This window comes from Roseburia sp. 831b, from assembly GCF_001940165.2.
Taxonomy (GTDB): domain Bacteria; phylum Bacillota; class Clostridia; order Lachnospirales; family Lachnospiraceae; genus Roseburia.
In genome coordinates this window covers 2645997-2669522 of sequence record NZ_CP135162.1, presented here as the reverse complement: position 1 = coordinate 2669522, position 23526 = coordinate 2645997, and the positions used below count along the sequence as shown (strand labels likewise).

Below are 23526 nucleotides of genomic sequence, written 5' to 3'. Positions count from 1 at the left end.
AGAATTTCGTGATGATAGAGAAAAAGAGGAAGTTTTATTATTTTTCAGGGATAGAGGAGAATCGCATGAGAGTTGACCAGACGAGTATATTAGATGCGTTACAGCAAAATGCAAAGGAGACACAGGCGGCCGGGACGACATTGCCGGTAAAAACGGCAGCATCCAAGATGGATGAGACAGGAAGTGTATCAGTAAATATGAAGGATACGACTTATGGCAATCCGACAAAGGAAGAGAAAACATTTTTAGATAAACTTGAGGAGTCCATGAGCATGGACACGCAGGATCGTAAAAATGAGATGACAGTGTTATCCCAGACGACCTCTCCAGAAGATTATAAAGAGATGGAGAAAGAAGGTTTTTCGGGTGGTGCGACAGAGTCTCATACGATTGTGACAGTGACCGATAAGATAAAAGCAACCATGGCAAAAGCAGGTGTGGATGTCTCTTATGGAGATTCTTTAAGCCAGGAAGAATTAGAGGCAATTACAGGAAATGTTGCTGTGGCAACCCAGATTGCCAATGCCTTAAGGGAGGCCGACCTTCCGGTAAATGAAAGCAATGTGCAGGATGCATTGGAGGCATACGAACAGGCATCATCGTTAGAGAAACCAAGCGACGGTGCTGTAAAATATATGCTGGACAATCATTTAAAGCCAAGCATCTCCAATTTATATAAAGCAGAGTACAGTGGCAGTAACAACTACAATAGTAGTTATATGGAAGAGATTGATTTTTCAGGGTTGCAGGCTCAGATTGAGCAGACGATAAAGGCGGCAGGGCTTGAGGTAAACGACCAGACGATTGCAGACAGCCAGTGGATGATTGCAAATAATATTTCTTTTACAGCGGAGAATTTAAGCTATTTAGAGCAGTTAAAATCATTGCAGCTTCCGTGCGATGCCGACAGCGTGATTTCGGCAATGACAACCGCAGTCGCAGAGGGAATGCGTCCGGCAGACGGTATGCTTCTGTCCGGATATTCGATTGAAGATCAGGCAAAACATGTAGAAGAGGTTGTCGGGGAAGCATCCGAGGATGACCTGAGGTACCTGATTGACCATGACATGGAACTTACAAGTGCGAACCTTGAGGAAGCAAGAAATCATCGAGGAGAAGGTGCAGCAAATGCAGATGGGGAATCCGGAAATGCCACATCTGGAAACGGTACCTCAGGAGAAAATGTGTATGAGGCAAATGCAGATGGGGAGTACACTGAAAAAGGCCTTGCACTTTTGACAGCAAGAAGACAGTTAGAGGAAGTTCGCCTTGCAATGACAACACAGGCAAATATTTCTTTAATCAAACAGGGAATTTCCATTGAGACACAGCCGCTAGAGCAATTGGTAGAACAGTTAAAAGAGGCTGAAAATTCCTACTATGCACATCTGCTTGAGGCAGCAGGGGTAGAGGCTTCCGCAGAAAATGTATCTGTTTTTGCAGAAACAACTACAAAAGTAAATGAAATGGCAAGCGTGCCGGCTTACGTACTTGGTATTCCACAGGCAGATGTTTCTACCATCAACCAGGTGCATGGAGCAGGTACTGCGTTAAAGGATACATTTGAAAAAGCAAATGAAAGTTACGAGACATTGATGACAGCACCACGTGCAGATCTCGGTGATTCGATTCAGAAGGCATTTGCAAATGTAGATGATATTTTAACGGATTTGGGATTGGAAACGACAGATGCAAATCAGCGTGCGGTGCGGATTCTTGCATATAACCAGATTCCGATTACCACAGATTCCGTCGCACAGATGAAGGCTGCGGATGAAGAGGTACAGCGCATCTTTTCCGGTCTGACACCAAGGGTTGTGACACAGCTTATCAAAGACGGTGTCAATCCGCTTGACCTTGATTTTACAGAATTGAATCAGAAAATTGGAAGTATTCAGGAAAAGATGGATGGAACCGACGAGGAGAAATTCAGCAAGTACCTTTGGAAATTAGAGCAGAATAGCCAGATTACCGAGGAGGAGAGAAGTTCTTATATCGGAATTTACCGTCTGATTGCGCAGGTAGAAAAAACGGATGGCGCTGCAATCGGATCATTGTTGCAAAAGGGAACAGACCTTACAATGCGCAACCTTTTGACAGAGGTTCGTACGAGCCGTCATGGAAAAGTGGATGTGAAGGTGGACGATTCGTTTGGCGAGACCAAGGAGGTTAATGCATCTGGGATTTCGATTACAGAGCAGATTGAGGCTGCTTATCAGACAAATTGTATGAAGGATGTATTAGAAACCGTTACGCCATCGAAGCTCCAGGAGATTTTAAGTCAGGGCGACTGGATGGATTTGACACCGGAGCAGTTAAAGGAGGCACTTGCAAATGCCGGCGCCGATGAAAGTGCCATTGAAAACGAATATTATAAGGAACAGGTTCAGAGTCTGGAGGCATGTGCAGGGGCATCCCAGGAGGTCTATGATATGCTGGAGCAATACGATATTCCAAATACCGTACAAAATGTGATGGCGGCAGACCTTTACCTAAAAGACCGTAACCAGGGGCTACGCAAGTTGTTTGGCAGTTATGAAAATACAGACGGAGTCGATCAGTCGGATTTAGAGGCAATCAAAGAGGATATTCTGGAACGTTTTGGGGAAGCTGTCAAGACACCGAAAGAGATGGCAGAAGCGCAGGAGACTTTAGCAGAGGTCGCAGAACATGCACTTGAGAATATGGTGAAAATTGATGATAACGTTTCCACAATTGACTTAAAGGCAATGCAGCTTGTGAATGCGCAGATGTCTATTTATACCGCAAAAGCAAAGGAAGAAAATTATGCAATTCCGGTTATGATTAACGGGGAACTTACCAACGTGGAACTCAAAATTGTCCGTGGCACCAAGAAAAAAGGTATGGTGGATGTTTTGATGGATATTGACCGCATGGGAAAAGTTGCAGCTAAATTCCAGGCAAAAGAGGAGGGTATCAGCGGTCTTGTCGTATCGGATAACGAAGATACCAGAAACCTTTTGGCAGATCACATGGGACTTCTAGCCTCCACCATCCAGGAAAACGGAGCAGAGGCCGTAGATGTCAGATGTGCAATTGTGCCGGATTTGGATTTGAACCGTTTTGCAAAAGAAAACGAATCAACTACAAATGTAGATAAACAGGAAACAGATGATTCTTACGAGATACAGACAGCACGTCTTTATAACATTGCAGAAAGCTTCATCAGCCTGATGAAAGAGATTTCTTAATCTAAGGAAGTCCCGGATTCAAAGATCGTTTCTGTATCAGGAGAAGTCTTAGGATTTAAATAGGATTGAATTCCAAGAAGAATCGCGTTTGCAACCTTATCCTGATAGTCGGAGGTGCAAAGAAGATCCGCTTCGGTGGAATTGCTTAAAAACCCACATTCTACGATGACCGTAGGTGTGGGTGTTTTTTTTAGCAAATAATAACTCTCATTCGCTTTTGCTTCGCGTTTGTTTTCCGGGTCAAGGTTTTCAATCAGGCTGCTTTGAATCTTTTTTGCAAGAGCTTCCCCATCGGCAGACTGACCATAGTAAAAGACCTGTGCGCCTTTGATGTCCTCTGTGGGATAGCTGTTTTGGTGAATACTGATGGTAAAAACAGGATTTGTATCGGTAATCAGTTTACAGCGGTTTTGCATATCTTCCACTTTTTTGTTTGTGGAGGATTCGGAATAAAGACCATTGTCATCCTCTCTGGTAAGCACAACTTTTATGTTTTCTTTTTCCAAAAGGGCGGAAAGTTTTAGGGCAATAGACAGATTAATATCTTTTTCTTTTGCATCATTGATGCCAATTTTTCCAGGATCGATGCCGCCGTGGCCAGCATCAATGACAATACAGTGGGGGTCTGGTTTTGTATTTTCACTTAAAACGAGGGTGGCACCTTTTTTTGCAAGGAAAAAGGAGGCAACCAAAAGAGAGATAGCCATGGCTAACTCCAGCTTTTTTTTCATAAAAATAACTCCGGTACTTCTTTTACTATTATCGTATTCGAAGTGTACCGGAGTTATGTATGGATGAAAGGAAATGCGATTAGAAAAACGTTAGTTCATATATTTCAGAATCGTATCCCATACGGCAGGATCTTCTAACGTAAGTTTCCAGAAGGATGCACCTGCAAGTGAGTTATCATTCATAATTTTTAATTTTTCTTCGACAGAAGTGACATCCTCAATCCAGATTTTGTAGGTTGCGCCGTCATTCTGATATTCGACATAATTCTGACCATCGGTCTCGGACCAGACAGGTGTGGCTGCATTTGCACTGATTAATTTTTGAACATCGCTCATGCTTGCAGCGTAAGAATCAAGGTCAAATAAGGTGTAGCTTCCGTCATCGGTTTCCTCGCTGGAAGTATCTCCATCGACCGGAGTTTCAATCCAGACTCTGCTATAAAATGGGATTCCAAGAATAATCTGGTTCGCAGGAACCTCATTTAGTGTATCGGCCACCCCATTTTGAACAAATCCGATAGAAGCAACGGAACCTTCATCAGAACCTTTGTAATGTTCATCATAGGCCATAATGCAGACATAATCGGCAAAAAGTGCCTGTTCTGCGCGGTCATAAAATGCAGTATAGTCAGACGGAACGTAGTTGTCTACCGAAAGAACAATTCCGTTATTGGCACATTTTAATGACAGTTCACGGATAAACTGGATGTAGGAATCACCGACAGCAGGGTCAAGGGATTCTAAGTCGACATTAATACCATCCAGGTTATACTGGATAGCAGAGGAAATCAGGTTATTGACCAAGGTCTGTCTCTTAGAAGTATGCGATAAGACTTCTGTGGTGTCGACGTCTTTGTTTTCCAGGTTCGAGACAAGTGCCCAGACCTCAACACTGTGGTCGTGACAGTAGTTTACATAATCAGTGTTTGCGAGAGAAGCAATACCACCATTGTTATCGTTGAGGTAATACCAGGTAGGTGAGATGACATTGATTCCCTTTGTGGCAGAAAGCACATTTGCCACCTGTGAGTTTGCAGTCTGGTTTGTGACCTGATGCCAGCCCATATTAATCTTAAAATCTTTTGTGATATGGGTAAAAGTTTCCGGGGTAAAGTCGCTGGTGCGGGTCGCAGTTTCCTTGTGATTCAGACGTTTGTTCTGCACATATCCGATGATGCCGTCCTCCGTTGCAACCTTGGACCATTTGTCGTCCTCCTCTAACAGTGTAACGACAGTTCCTTTGGTAAGGTCAGCAAGAATCGGGCTCTTAATGCCACCCTTATGACGAAGTTCGGTATCTTTTTTTACAGTAATGGTATCGTAATCGCCCCATTCATTCGACAATATCAAACGGTTTGGATTTTCACAGAAATTGTATGCAAAATCGCTGTACTGTTTTATGAATGCAACGGATACATAAGCGGTTTCCGTGTCTACTTTTACAATGGTCTGGTCAAATGTGGTCTTACTTTTGGTAATATAATAATCAGCACTTTCCGCATCCACAGAAATCAAATCGTTTGCCGTTGTGTAAAGCAGTTTGTTTTCGTTGGAGTCCCAGTAAAAGCGGTCGTTTATGTAATTTTTAATCGTTCCAATGCTAAGATAGACGTTTCCATCGATGAGTTTTGCTTTATCCTCTAACACCGAGTTGTTATAGACAATAGCAACATCCCCATCCGAAGAGATGTTATAGTATGTTGTTAAGTCCTCACGTTCATCCGATGGCGTGTATTTTGAAATAACCTTGGCCAGAAGGAGAATCAAAAGGATGATAACAATCAAAAATCCTGCAGTAAAAATGGGTATTGTTTTCTTCTTCATGTAAAAAATCCTTTCTATATTTATGCCCTTATTGTAGCATATCGAAATCTATTTTCAAGTTTTTACTGAAACTTCGCACTTATAAACGATGGGAAAAGTAAAAGGGAATCAAGGGTGCGTATACCAACAGTGGAGCACTTTGTAAGAATTGTGTAAATTTGTCAGGTGTCGATTTTCGGCTCAAGGTTTGTGTACATTCGCCATCTGCACACTTACAACGCAGTGTCCGCCTGTGACACACACTCGCACAGTTTCTGCACCTAGTGGGAGTAAATGTCGTTTCCAGCAGAGTCTATTGGGTGCGAAAACTCCCAAACGCGCAATATACGTTAATATTACCTTTATAAGTTACGCTGCTTGAACGGGTATTTTTCGCACCCACTTTTGCTGTCATACGACATGTAACTCCCACACGGTTCGTGCACAGATTGAGTGTGTGCCACAGACGAACGCTACATTGCAAGTGTGCAGATGTCGAATGAACATAAACAATGGCAAGAGCCGAAAATCGGCATCGACAAATTAGCAATTCGAAACGTGCTCCACTGTTGGTATACGCACCCTTGATTCCCTGTAAATTTTCCTATCATTTATAGGTGCAGCGATTGAAGTTTATCACGCGAAAAGGACTGCCCCGTCGGGCAGTCCAGTCGCATCTTTTTTATCGTTTGTGTCAATTCGAACTTCCATGATCCGGCATTGAGGTACTCAGATCATAGCTCCATAGTTATTTGTTTTGAGTTACTTTGTCAAATCGAATTTCTTTTAAAATCCCCTCCTCAAAAATATAATCTCGCATATAGCTTTGCTCTTCATTTAGGCTTAGCCGGTTTGTAACGTTGATGGAATCACTGATGGCACCTTCTAACCAGATGGTGATTCCCTGGTTTTCAAAGGCATGAAGCTCTAAATAAAGACGTTCTTCATTTTCGTTACGCAATCATTTCACCCCATGTTATTTAATATAAGGAAGAAAAACCGCAGGTTACGGATGTAATGATACTCGTGATATATTAAATTACAAATGTAGTTGATAACCATTAAAGGCCATCATCTTGCGGTTGGTAGACCGTGAGAGATTCCGAAGAAGTGGTATCTTCGCCAGAAGTACTGTCATCTTTGGAACCTGTGTCAGGGTCTTGTTCCTCGTTCTGTAAAAATACCTTTAGGTGGTTCTCTAATGTAGCACGCATTTCCAGCTCCTTAGGTACTGTAAACAGTGCCACAATATTAGGGTCCCAGTTCATGAGCTCGAAAACGTCCGGGTTGACCGGGTAGTCAGGCTCACTTGTTTCCTGAAAATCCATCCGGTAAGGGAGAAGATACAGACTACAATTGTCATAGAGTTCCCGGTCCACACGGGCGCTGGAGAGACGAAGCAGTTCTTCTTCGTTTAGCTCTAGCTGTACGCCGTAGATACCGTCATCGTCAGAAAGCAGTTTTAGGACTTTCTTGTGTGAGATGACAATATAATCTTCTCCATTCGGAAAGCAGACGCGGATGTCAATGTAGTGCTGTTCTTTTAGATTTTCAGGCAGAATGAAATCAGTCGCCTCCACAAAGCGTACATCATTCGAAAAATCGGATGCGGAATAAAACATTTCATCTGTGGCAATCGTCCCTTTTTTTAAAGCTGTCTTGGCTGCAAAACCGGATAGCGTTGACGGTTCAAAAGACGACGTCAGAGCTGATACATCCTGTGTTTGAAAAATAATCTTGGTAAAATCATCTTCGCTTACCGTATCCCCAGCGGATAGCGAAGTGTTTAGAATCCACATGGAGCCCTCCTTATAACTGTCCTTCCATTCCTTGTAACTTAGCAGTTCATGCTGCAATTGTTTTTGTGCGGAATGAGCCTGCATGAGAACAAAAAGCATCGGAAGGAACGCCAAAAGAGCGCCACAAAGAGCGGATAGAAAAATCGTTTTTTTACGGTTTCGTAAGATAGTAATGCCCCCTAAATCAAGTGTTCCAAAAAGGAAAGATTTTCCTTTCTCAATTGAAACGGATTTGCAAGAAAGGGAACTCCCTGCATATAAATATGGTATGCATGGGAAAATTCAATTAAATCGTCCTTTATCCCGAATAAAGCCAAGTAAATAATCGTTCCATGATTTTGATATGTTTTAAAAAAATTTGTAAGAAAATTCCCATAACAAATCTGCCTCCAGGGTGAAAGACTGCCAAGCAAAATCTTTCGGTCGCACCGTAAAAACTCATCCATAATAAAATCTTCCGTTGAAGTTCCCAGGTCCAAAATCAGATAATCATAGGACGAGTTGATAAGAGATGGAAGGTGAAGTGAGGCGGCGTTTGGATAGTAATCAACACCGAAAAGAGAAAAAGCGGTGTCACCAGTATTCTTCGAGAGCCGATAAAGCGTTCCGTTTTTGTTTAGCTCCACAAGTGCGGTCTTTTTGTGGTGACACGCATTACAGTAAGTTGCAATAGAGATTGCAAGGTGTGTGCATCCAACACCGTGTTCTACTCCAAGGATTCCAATGGTACAACGGAGTTTCGGAGTCCTTTCCTGCTTGAAAAAAATAGTTTATGACCTCCTTTTATGGCGAGCAGTTCCAAAATAAATCGTTCCTTTTCCCGTGTAATGCAAAAAGGATCTGCATCAAGCGGAAAACAATAGATAGGTCGATGAAAGTATCTTGCAAGATGTTTTGCTGCGTTCATATCTCCATAGTTACAGACAAATACAACGTTTTCCCGGTTTAAAAGCTGTTCGCCGACTGCGTAGGTTTGTTCCAGTTCCCACTTGCGGCTTCCCATTACAAAAAGTAAGGTTTCATCTGGATGATATTCTATTAAATCTGTTTGAAACACACCATAATCATGAACAGGAATACCGGAAGGAGGAACGGGAGATACAATCCCCTCTCCATAGTGCCGGATAGCGTGAAAATGCTGATAACAAAAGACACCGTTGTGTTCTGAAAACTGCCCGTTTCCCAAGAGCATAGAGGATAGGCTGTGACTGTTATTTTTCTCTATGTAATAACTTGAAAAATGGTTTTTATTCAGCACAGATACAGCAGAAACGGCAAGGTGTGTTGCACCGACGCCGGAATGACTTGAAACAACGCCAATAGATTTTAAGAGATTTGACTGACACGGATCTGGTTTTAGAGATAAAAGTTCCTGCTTTAACTCCCACACGGTGGCATAGCGATGTGCCACAGATGGGGAACAGGCCTTTTGAATAATTTGCGACAATTTGAAACTACATTTGTTTTGCAATGCACGGCTTAGAAAGGCAAGAACTTTTCCAATGCTAAACAAATCAGAGGCAAAAGATACCTCGGCAGAGGAAATCAGTTCCGGTGCAGCATATTCCGTAGTCCCAAAGAGCGAAATACCATGTTTTGTGTCCTTTTGAAAGATTGCGGAACCAAAATCGATTATTTTAATGGATTCTCCACATACTATAATATGTTCAGGTTTTAAATCCAGATAAAAAACGGGTTCCGGCGAACAAGTATGCATGACGAAAAAAATATCACACAACTGTAAACCAATCTGAATCAAAAAAGTTTCGGAAATAAAAGTTTGATGAAGCATAAAAGCTTCTAAAGATTCCCCGGGGACATATTCTTCAATCAGATAAAAGGTGTTTTCATCCTCATCGAAATCATATAAGACAGGGATTCCGGGAGAATGGAGACGTTTTAGAAAAATAGCCTCGGAAGGAAAAGAAGAAGAACCGGCCAGCTGTCTGGGGATACATTTGATGGCACATAGGGTCTTCAGTTTCCTGTGTCTGGATAAATAAACGGTAGCGGTAGCGCCACAACCAAGCGTGGACAGCACTTCGTACCGGTCAGACAAATGATGTAGTTGAATGTGTGAATCGCTTCCTTTCCAACGTGTCAGATGCGAATCTCTTGCATATGTTTATAACATGAAAGACAGTATTTTGCAACAACTTTCAGAATTTTTTAACAATTTTAGAAATATTTAATAAAAAGGCATACTTTACATCATAACATCATTTGATTATAATAGATGTACAGTTTACAAGAGTTTCCGGATGAAGGGAATGGTTAGATATGAAGATTGAAAAAGTAAACGATAATCAGATTCGTTGTACGTTGACGAGAGAAGATTTAGCAGATAGACAGATTAAGCTGAGTGAACTTGCTTATGGTACAGAGAAAGCAAAAGAGCTGTTTCGCGATATGATGCAGCAGGCGGCTTATGAATTTGGATTTGAAGCAGATGATATTCCGTTGATGATTGAAGCAATTCCATTGTCAGCAGATACCATCATTTTAGTAGTAACAAAAGTGGAATATCCGGAAGAACTTGATACTCGTTTTTCCAAATTCTCAGAGCCTGATGAAGCAGATCTTTATGATGAGTCTGGAAGCAGTGATGCAGTTGCCAGCGCACCAGAAGGTGCGGATGATATTTTAGGATTGTTTAAAAAGATCCAGGAAGAACGCAAGAAAGCCGCAAATGAGGCGGACGGCACAAAGAGTGCGGAGGTATCCGACAAAGCGAAGGAGCCCGTAGCAGAAGCCAGTGTTGTGGTTGACATAACGAAAATGTTTGTGTTCCGTGATCTTTCTGAGGTGACGAGACTTGCCCATGTTTTAGAGGGATTTTATGTAGGGGAGAATGACCTTTACAAGGATTCGAATACACATCAGTACTATCTGATGGTGAGCAAGAGCAGTCAGACACCGGAAGAGTTTAACAAGGTGTGCAATATTTTATCAGAGTATGCACATCAGAAGACATATACGCCTGGAATTGGCGCATATTTCAAGGAACATTACGAGCCATTGATTCAAAAGCAGGCACTTCAGGTACTTGCCAGCTTATAAAAGATGTTTATTTGCAAAAAAGCTGCCACTACGGAGGTAATACCTCGAACGTAGTGTGCAGCTTTTTTAGATGCGCCTTAAGTCTGACGCCAAAAATTCTTTAAAAGTGGTAATTAAGCAAGATCTTTTGCTAAGAAATCGTTGATTTCATTTACCAAAGCATCTGGATCAATACCGTGAACAGCAGCAGCCTCTTCAATTGTTTCCATCTGAGAAGATGGGCATCCGAGACAGTGCATACCGATATTTAAAAGAATTGGTGCGATGTTCTGGTCGATCTGAAGTAATTCACCAATCATAGTAGATTTTGTTACCTGAGCCATGTTTCTTCCTCCTTAATTGTATGATAACGGGTTCATCGACTAAATCATTTTGTGATTAGTATGCCCGAAGATGTGGTAATTATAATACGAAACAGGCACAAATGCAATGTCATATGTTACGAGTTATAAAAATTTTATTTTTTTCTAAGGAAAAGAAAAGAGAGGGACGATATATAAATCAGAAAGTGTTGATGTTGACACAAAAAAGGGACAGGGATTGTCATTGGAAATGCCGCAAGGATGCAGCAAAGAAAACCGATTATACAAAAAACAGACAGAAAAGAAGCTGTTACGAGAGAAAGGTATGGGAAAAACATGAAGATTAATCAGAATATGATGGCGGTAATTACCAATAAACAATTGCTTCGAACAGAGAATAATCTTTCCGGCGCAATGGAGAGACTTTCCACAGGACTGAAAATTAATCATGCAAAAGATAATCCGGCCGGAATTGCAATTTCCAATAAAATGCAGGCACAGATTGATGCCTTAGACCGTGCTTCACAGAACGCATCCGATGGTACTTCTGTGATTCAGATTGCGGACGGAGCGTTGAACGAAGTCAGTGACATTTTACAGAGAATGAGAGAGCTGTCCGTGCAGGCAGCAAGCGATACCAGCACACCAGATGATAAGAAGGCGGTACAGGATGAGATTGAGGCGTTAAAAGAAGAAATTAACCGTATTTCCTCCGACACCGAATATAACCAGAAACCTTTATTAGACGGTACACTGGATACCAGAATTTATACCCAGCATGTAAGCAGGGTGAATATTTCTGATTCCGTAGAAGCTGGAACTTATAAATTTAAAATCGATACGGCAGCAACACAGACCGCATCAGAAAGTGGAACAGCACCGGCTGGAGCAGCCAATGGTTATCAGGATAACACAACACCGGTTGGTGTTTCGGGAAGTATCACCATCAATGGTTCCACAGCAGACATTCTGGCAACAGATACTTATGAAGAAGCCTATGAGAAAATCAGAAACGCAGCAGAGATGGGCGAAGCAAATGCCGAGTTGACAACAAATAAGAAAGGATTGTCTTTTTCCACTGTAAAATACGGTGCAGGTGCAGCGCTTGACATCAGCTTTTCTTCCAAAGAGAATCTGACAGGCTTCGTGAATGCATTGGGATTTGATGTTGCAGATTGTACAGAGGTATTAGACAAAGAGACCGGAGCAGTGAAGGGATATAGCTTAGACAATGCGCAGACAGGTGAGAATGCAAAGCTTACCATTGAGAGTACCACAACCGGGTTTAAGTCAACTGCAACCTGCCTTACAGATGGAAATAAGATTACCATCAGCGATACCAATGGTTTTACCATCAGCTTTTTAGCAGAAAAAGGATATGCGGGCGACGTAGAACTGGAAGTGACAGATATCGGAACCATGATATTACAGATTGGTGCAAACGAGAGCCAGAATATGGCAGTCCGAATTCCAGAAGTTTCTACAAACAGCCTTTATCTGGATGATTTGGACGTGACAACCGTTACCGGTGCCGACCGTGGAATTGCGGCAGTAGACAATGCAATTGCACAGGTATCCGCAGTGCGTTCTAAGATTGGTGCATACCAGAACCGTTTGGATTATGCAGTAGGAAGTCTTGATGAGACTGGAGAAAATATGACAAGTGCATTGTCCAGAATCCAGGATGCCGATATGGCAGACGAGATGACAGCCTATACACAGTACAATGTATTAGACCAGGCAGCAATCTCCGTATTAAGCCAGGCAAATGAGATTCCACAGCAGGTATTACAGCTTCTAAGAGGTTAGGAATATGAAAAAAGAATTAATTTCTGATTTTACAAGACGCATCAGCCAGTGCAATAAAGGCGGCTTGATCGTTATTATGTATGATATTGTGTTTGCCTATTTGGATGAAGCGAAGCAGAGTTATGAAAAAAAAGACCACGAAGCGTTCAAAGAAGCGGTAAGAAATGCAGATCGTTCCATTTTAGAATTGATTCATTCGCTTGATTTTTCCTATGAAATTGCGAAAGAATTGTATCCACTGTATGTATATTGCAGGGAGGAACTTTCCAAAACCCTGTATAAGAACCGTCTGGATGAATTAAATCATGCAGAAAAAATCCTGAGAAGTCTTTCTGACAGTTTTGTAAAAGCTGCCGAACAAGACACCTCAGGACCTCTGATGAGCAATACACAACAGGTGTACGCAGGGTACACATATGGACGTGACAATTTAACAGAAAACTGTCAGGAATTTGACACTTCAAGAGGATTCTTAGCATAAGAATCCTCTATTTGTTTTATTTTGGTAAGTAAAAATTTATAGCGCATCTGGACTGCATTTACCTCATAAATGCAGGAATCAATCATATCAGGATCAATGACATTTTCCAGGTTATCATAGGCATACTGTAAATCTTTTGCAGTTTGATTCAAATCATTCATCAGTAAGGTGTAATGCTCATCACAATGTGGTTTACTTTTTAAGATGCGCATGAAAAAACCCCGCTTTCTATTATTGTTCTTTCTATCAGTATAATCATGTTTTTTCCAATCTATACAACCAGACAATCTTTATTTGTAAAAATTGTAAAAAAATTACACAAAATGATATGGACATTATCAAAAATCCTGTTCTAAAAGAAAAAGCAAGCCATATATTATAAAAAAACGTGCAAGGAAATGAAAATGGATACAAAGACGGCGGCAATGATTATTGTGGGAATGTGCCTGATTTTACTTTTTGTATTGGCAGCAAAAAAAAGAGGACAGTTTCTGCTTCGCTTTGTGATAAGAATGGCAACCTGCGTGGCGGTGATTCTTTTTTGCAATCAGATTCTGGAAAAAGAACATATTACAAGTGTAGTTGGAATAAATCCTACTACGCTTTTGACAGTCGGAACCCTTGGTATCAGCGGAGTTGCGCTTCTTTACGGAATTGTTTTTACAAAATTTTTGTGACAATTTTACAAAAAAGAAAAAGTTGTCAAAAAAGTATGGACAAAGAAAAGGGGCATTGCTATAATCCATGATACAAACAGCAAAGAGAGGTGATGGGGAAGGGAATTACGATATGTAACATTGCTTGTCATACTTTTCGTGGCAGTTGCAATGGATTTTAAAAGCACAAGAATCAGTAACCGGCTGATTGTGTGTGGTTATGTGTTGGGACTTTTCATTCGGATAATGGGGAACGGATGGAGAGGAATCCTTGAATTTTTATTTTATAGTTCTATACCGGTTATCTTATTATATCTTTTATTTCTAATGCGTGCTCTTGGAGCAGGCGATATCAAATTATTTTCCGTAGCAGGTGGATTTCTTATTTGGAAAGAATGGTGGATGTTGTTATTGGTTTCGTTATTGGCTGGCGCCATGATATCGGTTCTAAAAATAGCATTTTTGATTCTCAAAAAGAGATACTGCATCGGGGAAAAACATTTCATTCATTTTTCAGTACCAATTTTAATGGGGTATTTATACGTTTGGGGGTGTGCGATTGAAACAACTTACAGTGGCAGTTTGTGATGTAGATGCAGCGTATCTAAACCAGTTTGCCGCTTATGTTCGGAATCACGAAGAGGACAATTTTGTGATTCATACGTTTACAAGGCTGGAAGCATTTATGCAAGGACTTTTGCAACAAAAATATGACCTGATTCTGATTGGACAAGGGTTTGAAGCTGCAAAAGAAGGGCTGGGTTCCTATGATGTTCCGGTGCTGTATTTGCAAGAGGAGGTTGAGGTGGCGGATGCTGCAGGGCTTTTCGTTGCGGAGACAACCGATTATGGGAAACAGAAAGAAAGGTCTATTTTAAAATACCAGTCGGCGGAAGCGATTTTGCATGAGATGTACATGATGTGCGAGAAAGAGGAAGCGCCGCCTTTACAGGAAAATGGGGAAACATTTTCAGGTGTGGAGATTATTGGCGTATATTCGCCCATACAGCACGAGATGCAGGTTCCGTTTTCGGTGACAATGGCATCGCTTCTCGCAGAAAAGAAGAAAGTATTGTACTTAAACCTGATGGAGTGCAGTGGCTTACTCGAAATTTTTCAGTGGGAAGGAGAGCGGGATTTAGGAGATTTACTGGTAAAGGTACACCAAAACCGCCTGACGGAAGAAGGGGTGCGGCAGGTTCTGTACCAGTGTGGTGAACTTTTTTATATTCCTCCGGCAAGAAATCCGGAAAATATCTATGAAATCTGCGCTAAAGAATATGAAACATTACTTTCCTTTTTAGAACAAAGAATGGATTTTGAGGTGATTGTCATTGATTTTGGCAGCATGTTTGCCGGATTTTCAGAACTGTTATCGCGTTGCAAAAAGATTGATTGCCTGATGAAAAGTGGTCCTTTTTTCGAATGTAAAAAAGAATTATTTTTGCAGTATATCCAGTCCTTCCGTCAGGAGCAGATGGCGGAGCGGATACAGGTGATATATCTGCCGTATTCTGCAACGCAGGTCGTTCCAACGGGTGGATTATTAGACCAGTTCAAGTGGAGTGAACTGGGGGATCTCATTCGGAATCAGTTGTATGGAGCAATTGCTTATGATGGATGAGCTACAAAAAAGGATATGGAACCGGCTGGATTTTTCCAGAGAGATGTCTGATGAGGAAGTCCGCTTCCTCATCGAAGAAGAGGTAAGAAGTTACACGAAGGAAAATGCAATTTCAATAGAGGAGAGGGTAACACTCGAGCAGGGACTTTTTAATTCACTTCGCAAGATGGATGTGCTCCAGGAGCTGCTAGATCGAACCGACATAACAGAAATCATGGTGAATGGTCCAAATCATATATTTTATGAAAAAGCTGGAGAACTCGTCGAATGGGACAAGCACTTTTCCAGTAAGGAGAAGTTAGAGGATGTGATTCAACAGATGGTTGGAACAAACAACCGTATGGTAAATGAATCAACGCCTATCGTCGATACCCGCCTAAAAGATGGTTCGCGTGTCAACATTGTCTTATCTCCGATTTCCATAGATGGTGCAGCGGTTTCCATCCGAAAGTTTCCAGAGAAACCATTTCAGATGGAGGATTTGATTGAAAAGGAATCGATTACGCAGGAAGCAGCGGATTTCTTAAGAAAAATGGTGGAGGCAAAATATAACATTTTTGTTTCGGGTGGAACCGGTTCCGGAAAAACAACTTTTTTGAATGTACTCTCCGGCTATATTCCCAAAAGGGAAAGGATTCTTACGATTGAAGATTCTGCCGAGCTGCAGATTCAGGGAAATCCGAATCTGGTAAGGCTTGAGACGAGAAATGCGAATTTAGAGGGTGTAGATCCGATTACAATTCGAGACCTGATTAAAACAGCGCTTCGAATGCGTCCAGACCGTATTGTGGTGGGAGAATGCCGTGGCGCAGAGGCACTCGATGTTTTGCAGGCGATGAATACCGGCCACGACGGGAGTCTTTCAACCGGTCATGCAAATTCCTGTAAAGATATGCTAAGCCGGTTAGAGACCATGGTTTTGATGGGGATGGACTTACCACTACCCGCTATTCGAAGCCAGATTGCTTCCGGTGTTGATTTGCTGGTGCACTTAGGAAGGCTGCGTGACCATAGCAGAAAAGTATTGATGATAGCAGAAATCGAGGGAATGAAAGACGGAGAGGTATGTATTCATCCGCTATATGAATTTGTGGAGACAAGACAATCTTTTCCGACAGAGCGAGACAAATCACAATTTCTGCAGGAGCGGGTACAAGGAGAGTTAAAGAAAGTAGGTACGCTGCTTCATACGGAAAAATGTGAGATGGCGGGAATCAGAATCACCTGACTTAGAGGAAAGTCAGCTTTGATTTTGATGGAAAAGCAATGTGAAAATTTCAAAGAGGAGTGTAGAGAAAATGAAGTATCAATTTGGAGGAAAGGACCGTTGGTGCTGCGTCGGATTCAGTCTGCTGTTGTCTGCTCTAATTGCGAATCTTTTTTACAAATCCGTGTGGGGGATGCTTGTTTTGCCCATTGCTTACATTATGACGAAAAAACGATGGATACAGAAGAAGGAGGCGGAGAGAAAACAGGAGATTGCACAGGAATTTAAAGATGCGATGCAGGTAGTGACGACATCATTAGTTGCCGGATACTCCATGGAAAATGCATGGAGAGAGGCGGAAAAAGAATTGTTAGAGCGTTATGGGGAACATGCGCTGGTTGGAAAAGAGTTCGAAAAAATGAATGCGTCGGTGCGCCTTAATATGCCGCTCGAACAACTTTTGCTTTCGTTTGCAAAAGAGAGCGGAGTGGAGGATATTGTCACATTTGCGGAGGTATTTTCGTTTGCAAAACGCGGAGGTGGGGACTTCGTGCGGATTATCGGAACTACAACAAGGCATATGAAGGATAAAGTGGAGATTATGCAGGAAATCGATACGGTAATTGCGGCAAAAAAGATGGAACAGAAAATTATGAATGTCGTGCCGTTAGGAATCTTATTTTACTTTAACATGGCGTCTCCAGATTTTTTGGCTGTCTTATATGGAAATCTTCTTGGAGTCGTTGTGATGACGGTCTCATTGGCCGCATATGTGGGAGCGTTTAAACTTGCAGAGCGCGTGTTGGAGATTGAGGTGTAGAGGAGAAACATGCTTTTTTCAGGAATTGTCTGTGTCGTAACAGGCATTAGTTATGGAATGTTGAAAAAAAGAAAACCGGTTCTGGCAAGGATGTGTCTGGTTTTATGTGTATTGAGTCTGCTTGGGATTCTGTTTCAGCTGCTGGAAAATCAGACAAAGCTGATTGACCCGTCGACGAAAACCATAAAGCGGAATGAAACAGGAGAAGGAGATGTCCTGGCCAGTGTAATTTTGGAAGCAGACGGTCTGCTCGAGGAATACGAGTATGAACTTGTTATTCCAGAGAAAAAGCCGGATTTAGAGCAGGCACAAGAACTTTTTGAACAGGCAAAAGAGGAAATTACAGATACCTTTTTGGGCGATAATGAGTCGTTAGACCGGGTGGATTGTGATGTGATTTTGCAAAAGAAATATCAAAAAGGGCTTGTGACGGCGGAGTGGAGTTTTGATTGTTATGATTATGTGGATATAGAAGGACATTTGCAGCAGGACAATATACCGGAAGAAGGATATTTGGAAAAAGCGTCCTGTGAGCTTAGCTGCGGGGAGTATCAATGTATTTATGAATTTTACTTTCAGGTGTTTCCAAAAAGACTTTCAGAAGAGCAAACCGTACTAAAAAAGATTAAAGATAACCTGGCAAGTCAGGCGGAGAAGGAAAATGAGGCTACCTTATATCTTCCTACCCAAATAGATGGCTATACCATCCGGTGGAAGGAAATGGAGAATCATTTAGCCTGGAAATTTACGTTGTTAGGAGCAATTCTTGCTTTTGGGATATGGATGTCGGAGCTGGAACGAAGAAAGAAGGAGAAGGAAACAAGGGCTGCACTTATGGCGTTGGAATACCCGGAGATTGTAAGTAAATTATCACTTTTGTTAGGGGCAGGGATGACATTAAATGCTTCATGGAATCGAATTGCCGCTTCTTACTTAAATGAGAGGCAAAAAAATACACAGAAGCTGCGTCCGGCATACGAAGAAATGGTGGTTACCTGCAGAGAAATCGAGAGTGGTGTCGGGGAGCGGACTGCGTATGAACATTTTGGTGAGCGCTGTGGAGGGCGCAGATATCGAAAGCTAAGCAGTCTTTTGATTCAGAACGCAAAAAAGGGAACAAAAGGTTTGGCAGCATTGCTAGAACAAGAGGCAGAAGAAGCATTTGAAGAGCGGAAAAACAGTGCAAAGAAATTGGGGGAAGAGGCCGGAACAAAGCTGCTTTTTCCAATGCTTCTTATGCTTGGAATTGTAATTGCAATTATTATGGTGCCGGCATTGCTGTCGTTTCAGATTGGATAAAGGAGAAAGGATAAGAAAATGGAAAGATGTTTTCGCGATTTTATTATGGATGAAGATGGAATCGGGGTAGTAGAGATGATTCTGATTTTGGTGGTGTTAATTGGACTGGTGCTGATTTTTAAGAAGCAGTTAACGACACTGGTGAATAATATTTTCAAAACGATTACAGACCAGGCAGGTAAGGTATAGGAGTTAGTGTGATGAAAAAAGGAAGTATTACCATATTTGCATCTTTAAGCATGATGCTTGTTGCGTCGTTCCTTTTTGCCATGCTGGAGTCCGCCAGATATTACGGACTCCAGACCTATATCAAACAGAAGTCACCTTTGATTACAGAGTCGGTGTTCGCAGAGTATAATGCAAAACTCTGGGAGGATTATCATTTGTTATTTTTGGATGGAGCCTATGGAGGAACAGAGTTTTCTACAAGTAAGGTTGCAGGACGTGCAAGCCAGATTGCGAAAAACAATTTGACGGCACCGTATTCGAATGAGCTATGGAGGGAACAGGACCTTTTTCAGTTAAATCTGGATGAGGTGAGTGTGGAATCGTATGCACTTGCAACAGACTGTGGAGGGGATTTTTTTCTTGCGCAGGTCACAAATTACATGAAGCAAAATATACCGGTTGAATCAGCGAAGGCAATTTATGACCGTATCGAGACGAGTAGGGACAAGGAGGAAGAGGGAGAGAGTGCAAATCTTACGATTGAAGAAGCGAATAACCTTTTAAATGGAGAGGCAGAAGAAGCAGAAAAAGGAACCAAGACAGAAAAAGAAACAAAGGCAGAAAAAGAAGCAAAAACAGAAAAAGAAGTAAAAACAGAAACAGGAAGTGAAGCACAAAATCCCATGGAGCATGTGCTGCAGATAAAGGAGAACGCCATACTTGGTACGGTTGTAGAAGATACAAGTAAACTTTCAGAATGCAGTATTCCCCAAAATCAGTCACTTTTGGAGAGAGATTGTGAAAAAGGGAATAAGGCATATGAGAATCAGTCGGACTGGTATGAAAAGATTTTATTAGAACTTTATCTCAAGACGTATTTTTCGAGCTACACAAATCCAATGGAAGGACGTGCGCTTTCGTACGAGTTGGAATACATTGTCGGCGGAAAGCAATCGGACAGAGAAAATTTAGAACAGATGGTAGAACGTCTGATGCTGGTACGGGAGGCTGCGAATGTTGCTTCGTTGTTAAGTGATACGAAGAAAGTTGCAGAGGCGGAGACACTAGCATTAGCAGTTGCCGGCTTTACAGGGAATCCGGCTGTTGTAAAAACGGTTCAAATTGGAATTGTGGGTGCATGGGCATATATAGAAAGCATTCTGGATGTTCGGACGCTGCTGCAAGGCGGAAAGATTTCATTGATAAAAAGTAAGACAGAGTGGACGTCAGAATTGTTAAATATGGTATCACTTGTTACAGAGAATGCGAAGGCAAAAGAATGTAAGAATGGTTGTACCTATACGGACTATTTGTTACAGTTTCTCTTTTTTATGAAAGAGCGGGAGCAGGCTTTTCGTGCAATGGATTTGATGGAACATAATTTGCAGCTTGAGCAAATGTATCAGAACAGCAGAATGGATCACATGATTGTTGCTGCAGATTTTCAGTATCGTTACGCAACACAACCGCTATTTTGGAAGCTCATTACAATTGGTGGTGGTAATTTTTCATATCAGTGTCAGAAAACAGAAAGTTTTTCTTATTTATACGAGTAAGGCAGGTGTATCGGGGTGTCTCTTTTCAACAAAAAAATCTCAAAATTAAAAATCATATGTGAAAAAGTAAAAGATAAATCTCTCCCTTCTAGTAGTGTTCTCTACTATATAAAGTCATGTACAAAATATCTAAAAGAGACACCCCGATATGCCTGCAAGGCATCGTATACATTAGAGGCTGCCGTTATTCTGCCGCTGCTTGCGTGCTTTTTTGTCATATTGTTATCTTTTTTTAGAATTATGCAGGTTCAGCTGGAAGTGCAGCAGGTTATGGATGAAACAAGCCGGAAACTAGCTGTTTATGCAGCGATGGAAGAGAGTGAGGAAACAAAAAAATACGGTGCAATTTCGATGGGGCTTGCAAAAGTGCTGCTGGTAAAAGGGATGGAGGAACAGGAGCATATAGCAGACTGGGTAGAGGGCGGTTGTAATGGGGTGAGTTTATTATCTTCTAGTGTATCGGGAGATGAGATTGACCTTGTGGCGACTTACCAGGTTAAAATGCCTGTGAACTTACCGATGCCGTATCAATTTCGGATTATGCAAAGGAGTTGTAGCCGGAAGTGGACCGGATGGAATGGTAACGCAGATTTGCAGGACACGTGGGTTTACATAACAGAAACAGGGACAGTCTACCATACGACAACGAGTTGTACACATTTGGAATTATCAATAAGGTCAGTTTCTTACGCGGATGTTGATTCTTACAGAAGCTCTGGTGGCGGAAAGTATGGGGCATGTCCAATATGCGCAAAACCGGATAAGGGATATCACAGAGTGTATATCACAAATTATGGTTCCTGCTATCACGCTGATTTAAATTGTAGCGGTATAAAAAGAACCATCTATCAGGTACGTTTATCAGAGGTAGATGGAAAAAGAGCATGCTCAAAGTGCGGAGCTTCGGGCGGATAGTGGTGTGAAAAAAGTTCTTATAAAAATTTTTGCATGCATAAGGAATGGAATGCCTGAAAGCTTGCAAGTTACGGAAAGAGAGGGGTATTTTTATGATACAGGAAGGAGTTTTATTTGGATTTTTGACAGTATGCAGTTTACAGGATATGAAAGAGAGAAAGGTAAAACTGGGAGTGTTATTCTGGTTTGCCATACTTGGATTGGTGATACATCTTACAACATTTCAGCAATCCCTGTCTGAGATGGCAGGAGGGATGTTAGTCGGAGGTTTTGTACTGCTGCTTTCATTCTTAACACGAGAAAGTATAGGGAAAGGAGATGGTTTACTTTTGATGGTGACAGGTTTGTATCTGGGTATGAGGCAGAATATGCTGTTATTATTGATAGGAATTTTTCTGGCAGGAATCTGTGCGCTATTTTTATTTGTATTTGGGAAGAAACGAAAAAAAGATGATATCCCATTTATTCCATTTCTGTTTGCCAGTTATCTTTGTATGTTAGGAATGCAATATGGAAAGGTGTGGGTGTAAATGGAGTGCAGGGCGCGTTATACGATAGAGGCGGCACTGATTATGCCATTGGTGCTGGGATTATTTACGGTTGCAATGAGAGCAACTATTATTTGTTACGAAGAGGTAAAAGAAACGGCAGAAAAGACGGCAACGGTACAACTGGATTCACCGGTCAAGTGTATGTATCGCCAGGAATGGGTGAGCGGATTGTTGGGGATAAAGGATGAAGATTGAATATCAGAGAAATTTAAAGAAAAGTTATATGAAGTTACAGGAGCTTGGCACAGAGGGTGGATATGAGGAGAAGGTTCTGCTGAAAAACAAAATTCCGGGGCTTTTATCATTTCAATGTTCTTACCACGACGGGGAAAAGGAATATTGGTATGAGACGGGCGGAAGGCAGTCTTTGGATTTATATGCAGAAGTCAATCAGCTAGACGAAAAAACGTTACGGTATCTTTTAAGTGGCGTTTGTCAGGTTGTCGGCAGCATTGAAAAATATTTACTGGACGCAAATCGTCTGTTGTTACAGGCGGAAACTATTTTTGTAAAACTTCCGCAGAAGGAATGTCTGTTTTGTTACTGTCCGGCGTATGAAGAAAACTTATTGTTACAACTTCGCCGCCTGGCAGAATTCTTAATTACAAAGGTGGATCACAAAAGCGATGAGGCGGTGAAGTTCGTCTATGCATTTTATGAGCTGACGATTCAAGAGGACTTCAAAATGGAAGATTTCAAAAAGTTATTCCAGATGGATCAGGGAAGTGGAGAACCCGAATTTTTTGCCCAAGAGGAAACGGGAAGCAACAGCCAGCGGTTGGATGTACCGGAGAAAAATATCATGCCAGAGGAAAGGCAAGGAAATTATGTGCCGGAGGAGAAACAAGAGATGTTGGAAATAGAAAATAAGGCCAGGCAGTCTCCGGCAGAGTTTCTGTATTCTTATAAGGAAAAGCTAAAAGAGCAGCTGCAAGCATCCATACGGGAAGCCATCCAACAGATTTTAAATTATCTTCCGGTAAAGTTAAAACAAAAAGAGAAGACAAATTCCATTGAAAATAATACCACGACACAAGAACAAAAGCGGAATATAATAGCAGAAAGAACACATTTTACAAAAAAGAAAGAGAAAGAAAGAACGTTTTTGTTTGAACCAGAGGAAGAAAACACAATGACCGAGCATCCGACGGTTCTGCTTGCAAAGACAACACCGCAACCCCGCGCAATGCTGGTCTATGAGGGGATGGGAGAACAGAAGTCATTGGTAATAGAGCAGACACCATTCGTGGTGGGAAGTGATGCGGCAAAGGCCGATGGTGTCATAAATAACCGCTCCGTGAGCCGTCAACATGCAAGAATTACAATGGAAGGTGGTGTCTATTTTATCGAGGATTTAAACTCAACCAATGGGACAACAGTAGGTGGCGAGGAATTGAACTATAAAGTAAAGGTAGGATTACAGCCGAGAGAACAGATTATTTTTGCAAACGAGCCATATCGTTTTTGTTAGGACTTTGTTTTTTCACAAAGAAGTCCTATAATACCTTTATGAATTCACATAAAGGAAGTTGG

The 23526-nt window shown here is 41.7% G+C and carries 23 protein-coding genes; 16 read left to right on the top strand and 7 right to left on the bottom strand.

Going from position 1 to position 23526, the window contains the following annotated elements; all coding sequences use genetic code 11:
• The first annotated feature begins 65 nt into the window (after positions 1–65).
• Positions 66–3212 (top strand): DUF6240 domain-containing protein, encoded by a 3147-nt coding sequence (locus BIV16_RS12285; protein WP_075680400.1) that lies wholly within the window; start codon positions 66–68, stop codon positions 3210–3212.
• On the opposite strand, the gene BIV16_RS12280 is transcribed toward BIV16_RS12285, so the two are convergent.
• From BIV16_RS12280 to BIV16_RS12260, 5 genes are all read right to left on the bottom strand, one after another.
• Entirely contained in the window at positions 3209–3943 is a 735-nt protein-coding gene (locus BIV16_RS12280) for an N-acetylmuramoyl-L-alanine amidase (RefSeq protein ID WP_075680399.1), read from the bottom strand. The genes BIV16_RS12285 and BIV16_RS12280 overlap by 4 nt on opposite strands.
• 90 nt (positions 3944–4033) lie before the next feature.
• Positions 4034–5767 (bottom strand): glycosyl hydrolase family 18 protein, encoded by a 1734-nt coding sequence (locus BIV16_RS12275; RefSeq protein WP_075680398.1) that lies wholly within the window; start codon positions 5765–5767, stop codon positions 4034–4036.
• Between the two features lie 727 nt (positions 5768–6494).
• Positions 6495–6707 carry a hypothetical protein gene (locus BIV16_RS12270; RefSeq protein ID WP_075680397.1) on the bottom strand — a complete coding sequence of 71 codons (213 nt, stop codon included), beginning with the start codon at positions 6705–6707 and terminating at the stop codon, positions 6495–6497.
• 100 nt (positions 6708–6807) lie between these two features.
• Positions 6808–7545 (bottom strand): hypothetical protein, encoded by a 738-nt coding sequence (locus BIV16_RS12265; protein ID WP_075680396.1) that lies wholly within the window; start codon positions 7543–7545, stop codon positions 6808–6810.
• Positions 7546–8251: 706 nt separating this feature from the next.
• Positions 8252–9586: a serine/threonine protein kinase gene (locus BIV16_RS12260; protein ID WP_242940374.1), complete on the bottom strand. Its 1335-nt coding sequence runs from the start codon at positions 9584–9586 to the stop codon at positions 8252–8254.
• Between the two features lie 239 nt (positions 9587–9825).
• Here BIV16_RS12260 and BIV16_RS12255 point away from each other — a divergent pair, with 239 nt between their 5' ends.
• Entirely contained in the window at positions 9826–10605 is a 780-nt protein-coding gene (locus BIV16_RS12255; RefSeq protein ID WP_075680393.1) for an adaptor protein MecA, read from the top strand.
• A 113-nt stretch (positions 10606–10718) separates the two neighbouring features.
• On the opposite strand, the gene BIV16_RS12250 is transcribed toward BIV16_RS12255, so the two are convergent.
• Positions 10719–10928: a DUF1858 domain-containing protein gene (locus tag BIV16_RS12250; protein ID WP_075680392.1), complete on the bottom strand. Its 210-nt coding sequence runs from the start codon at positions 10926–10928 to the stop codon at positions 10719–10721.
• Between the two features lie 240 nt (positions 10929–11168).
• On the opposite strand from BIV16_RS12250, the gene BIV16_RS12245 reads away from it, so the two are divergent.
• Together BIV16_RS12245 and BIV16_RS12240 are read left to right on the top strand one after the other, a co-directional pair.
• Entirely contained in the window at positions 11169–12716 is a 1548-nt protein-coding gene (locus tag BIV16_RS12245) for a flagellin N-terminal helical domain-containing protein (RefSeq protein ID WP_242940368.1), read from the top strand.
• 4 nt (positions 12717–12720) lie between these two features.
• Positions 12721–13197 (top strand): flagellar export chaperone FliS, encoded by a 477-nt coding sequence (locus BIV16_RS12240; protein WP_075680390.1) that lies wholly within the window; start codon positions 12721–12723, stop codon positions 13195–13197.
• Here BIV16_RS12240 and BIV16_RS12235 read toward each other — a convergent pair.
• Entirely contained in the window at positions 13161–13409 is a 249-nt protein-coding gene (locus BIV16_RS12235) for a DUF2508 family protein (RefSeq protein ID WP_075680389.1), read from the bottom strand. The two genes, BIV16_RS12240 and BIV16_RS12235, sit on opposite strands and share 37 nt — an antisense overlap.
• A 192-nt stretch (positions 13410–13601) precedes the next feature.
• On the opposite strand from BIV16_RS12235, the gene BIV16_RS12230 reads away from it, so the two are divergent.
• From BIV16_RS12230 to BIV16_RS12175, 12 genes are all read left to right on the top strand, one after another.
• Positions 13602–13874, top strand: a complete 273-nt coding sequence (locus BIV16_RS12230; RefSeq protein WP_159435934.1) for a pro-sigmaK processing inhibitor BofA family protein — start codon at positions 13602–13604, stop codon at positions 13872–13874.
• 150 nt (positions 13875–14024) lie between these two features.
• Entirely contained in the window at positions 14025–14441 is a 417-nt protein-coding gene (locus BIV16_RS12225; RefSeq protein WP_075680534.1) for a prepilin peptidase, read from the top strand.
• Positions 14413–15477 (top strand): hypothetical protein, encoded by a 1065-nt coding sequence (locus tag BIV16_RS12220; RefSeq protein WP_075680388.1) that lies wholly within the window; start codon positions 14413–14415, stop codon positions 15475–15477. The genes BIV16_RS12225 and BIV16_RS12220 overlap by 29 nt, the downstream gene beginning before the upstream one ends.
• Positions 15467–16705 (top strand): CpaF family protein, encoded by a 1239-nt coding sequence (locus BIV16_RS12215; protein ID WP_143524735.1) that lies wholly within the window; start codon positions 15467–15469, stop codon positions 16703–16705. The genes BIV16_RS12220 and BIV16_RS12215 overlap by 11 nt, the downstream gene beginning before the upstream one ends.
• 70 nt (positions 16706–16775) lie before the next feature.
• Complete coding sequence (locus tag BIV16_RS12210; protein ID WP_075680386.1) at positions 16776–17504, top strand: type II secretion system F family protein; 729 nt, start codon at positions 16776–16778, stop codon at positions 17502–17504.
• Positions 17505–17513: 9 nt separating this feature from the next.
• Complete coding sequence (locus BIV16_RS12205) at positions 17514–18803, top strand: type II secretion system F family protein (RefSeq protein WP_075680385.1); 1290 nt, start codon at positions 17514–17516, stop codon at positions 18801–18803.
• 18 nt (positions 18804–18821) lie between these two features.
• On the top strand, positions 18822–18992 hold the full coding sequence (locus tag BIV16_RS12200; protein WP_075680384.1) for a Flp1 family type IVb pilin: 171 nt from the start codon (positions 18822–18824) through the stop codon (positions 18990–18992).
• An 11-nt stretch (positions 18993–19003) separates the two neighbouring features.
• Positions 19004–20527, top strand: coding sequence for a DUF5702 domain-containing protein (locus BIV16_RS12195; protein ID WP_075680383.1), 1524 nt, complete (start codon positions 19004–19006; stop codon positions 20525–20527).
• A gap of 270 nt (positions 20528–20797) precedes the next feature.
• Positions 20798–21442, top strand: coding sequence for a hypothetical protein (locus BIV16_RS12190; protein ID WP_083625177.1), 645 nt, complete (start codon positions 20798–20800; stop codon positions 21440–21442).
• Between the two features lie 92 nt (positions 21443–21534).
• Entirely contained in the window at positions 21535–21972 is a 438-nt protein-coding gene (locus BIV16_RS12185; protein ID WP_075680382.1) for a prepilin peptidase, read from the top strand.
• Complete coding sequence (locus BIV16_RS12180) at positions 21973–22188, top strand: hypothetical protein (protein WP_075680381.1); 216 nt, start codon at positions 21973–21975, stop codon at positions 22186–22188. It begins immediately after the preceding gene.
• The gene (locus BIV16_RS12175) at positions 22178–23464 is read left to right on the top strand and encodes a DUF6382 domain-containing protein (RefSeq protein WP_075680380.1); all 1287 of its coding nucleotides are present in this window, start codon (positions 22178–22180) and stop codon (positions 23462–23464) included. The genes BIV16_RS12180 and BIV16_RS12175 overlap by 11 nt, the downstream gene beginning before the upstream one ends.
• The last annotated feature ends 62 nt before the right edge of the window (positions 23465–23526 follow it).

What these genes read in the sequence shown, in the direction of transcription:
- BIV16_RS12285 (WP_075680400.1), top strand. Translation starts at nt 66, where the DNA reads ATGAGAGTTGACCAGACGAGTATATTAGATGCGTTACAGCAAAATGCA.
- BIV16_RS12280 (WP_075680399.1), bottom strand. Translation starts at nt 3,943, where the DNA reads ATGAAAAAAAAGCTGGAGTTAGCCATGGCTATCTCTCTTTTGGTTGCC.
- BIV16_RS12275 (WP_075680398.1), bottom strand. Translation starts at nt 5,767, where the DNA reads ATGAAGAAGAAAACAATACCCATTTTTACTGCAGGATTTTTGATTGTT.
- BIV16_RS12265 (WP_075680396.1), bottom strand. Translation starts at nt 7,545, where the DNA reads ATGTGGATTCTAAACACTTCGCTATCCGCTGGGGATACGGTAAGCGAA.
- BIV16_RS12255 (WP_075680393.1), top strand. Translation starts at nt 9,826, where the DNA reads ATGAAGATTGAAAAAGTAAACGATAATCAGATTCGTTGTACGTTGACG.
- BIV16_RS12250 (WP_075680392.1), bottom strand. Translation starts at nt 10,928, where the DNA reads ATGGCTCAGGTAACAAAATCTACTATGATTGGTGAATTACTTCAGATC.
- BIV16_RS12245 (WP_242940368.1), top strand. Translation starts at nt 11,169, where the DNA reads ATGCAGCAAAGAAAACCGATTATACAAAAAACAGACAGAAAAGAAGCT.
- BIV16_RS12240 (WP_075680390.1), top strand. Translation starts at nt 12,721, where the DNA reads ATGAAAAAAGAATTAATTTCTGATTTTACAAGACGCATCAGCCAGTGC.
- BIV16_RS12235 (WP_075680389.1), bottom strand. Translation starts at nt 13,409, where the DNA reads ATGCGCATCTTAAAAAGTAAACCACATTGTGATGAGCATTACACCTTA.
- BIV16_RS12230 (WP_159435934.1), top strand. Translation starts at nt 13,602, where the DNA reads ATGGATACAAAGACGGCGGCAATGATTATTGTGGGAATGTGCCTGATT.
- BIV16_RS12225 (WP_075680534.1), top strand. Translation starts at nt 14,025, where the DNA reads ATGGATTTTAAAAGCACAAGAATCAGTAACCGGCTGATTGTGTGTGGT.
- BIV16_RS12215 (WP_143524735.1), top strand. Translation starts at nt 15,467, where the DNA reads ATGATGGATGAGCTACAAAAAAGGATATGGAACCGGCTGGATTTTTCC.
- BIV16_RS12210 (WP_075680386.1), top strand. Translation starts at nt 16,776, where the DNA reads ATGAAGTATCAATTTGGAGGAAAGGACCGTTGGTGCTGCGTCGGATTC.
- BIV16_RS12205 (WP_075680385.1), top strand. Translation starts at nt 17,514, where the DNA reads ATGCTTTTTTCAGGAATTGTCTGTGTCGTAACAGGCATTAGTTATGGA.
- BIV16_RS12200 (WP_075680384.1), top strand. Translation starts at nt 18,822, where the DNA reads ATGGAAAGATGTTTTCGCGATTTTATTATGGATGAAGATGGAATCGGG.
- BIV16_RS12195 (WP_075680383.1), top strand. Translation starts at nt 19,004, where the DNA reads ATGAAAAAAGGAAGTATTACCATATTTGCATCTTTAAGCATGATGCTT.
- BIV16_RS12190 (WP_083625177.1), top strand. Translation starts at nt 20,798, where the DNA reads ATGGATGAAACAAGCCGGAAACTAGCTGTTTATGCAGCGATGGAAGAG.
- BIV16_RS12185 (WP_075680382.1), top strand. Translation starts at nt 21,535, where the DNA reads ATGATACAGGAAGGAGTTTTATTTGGATTTTTGACAGTATGCAGTTTA.
- BIV16_RS12180 (WP_075680381.1), top strand. Translation starts at nt 21,973, where the DNA reads ATGGAGTGCAGGGCGCGTTATACGATAGAGGCGGCACTGATTATGCCA.
- BIV16_RS12175 (WP_075680380.1), top strand. Translation starts at nt 22,178, where the DNA reads ATGAAGATTGAATATCAGAGAAATTTAAAGAAAAGTTATATGAAGTTA.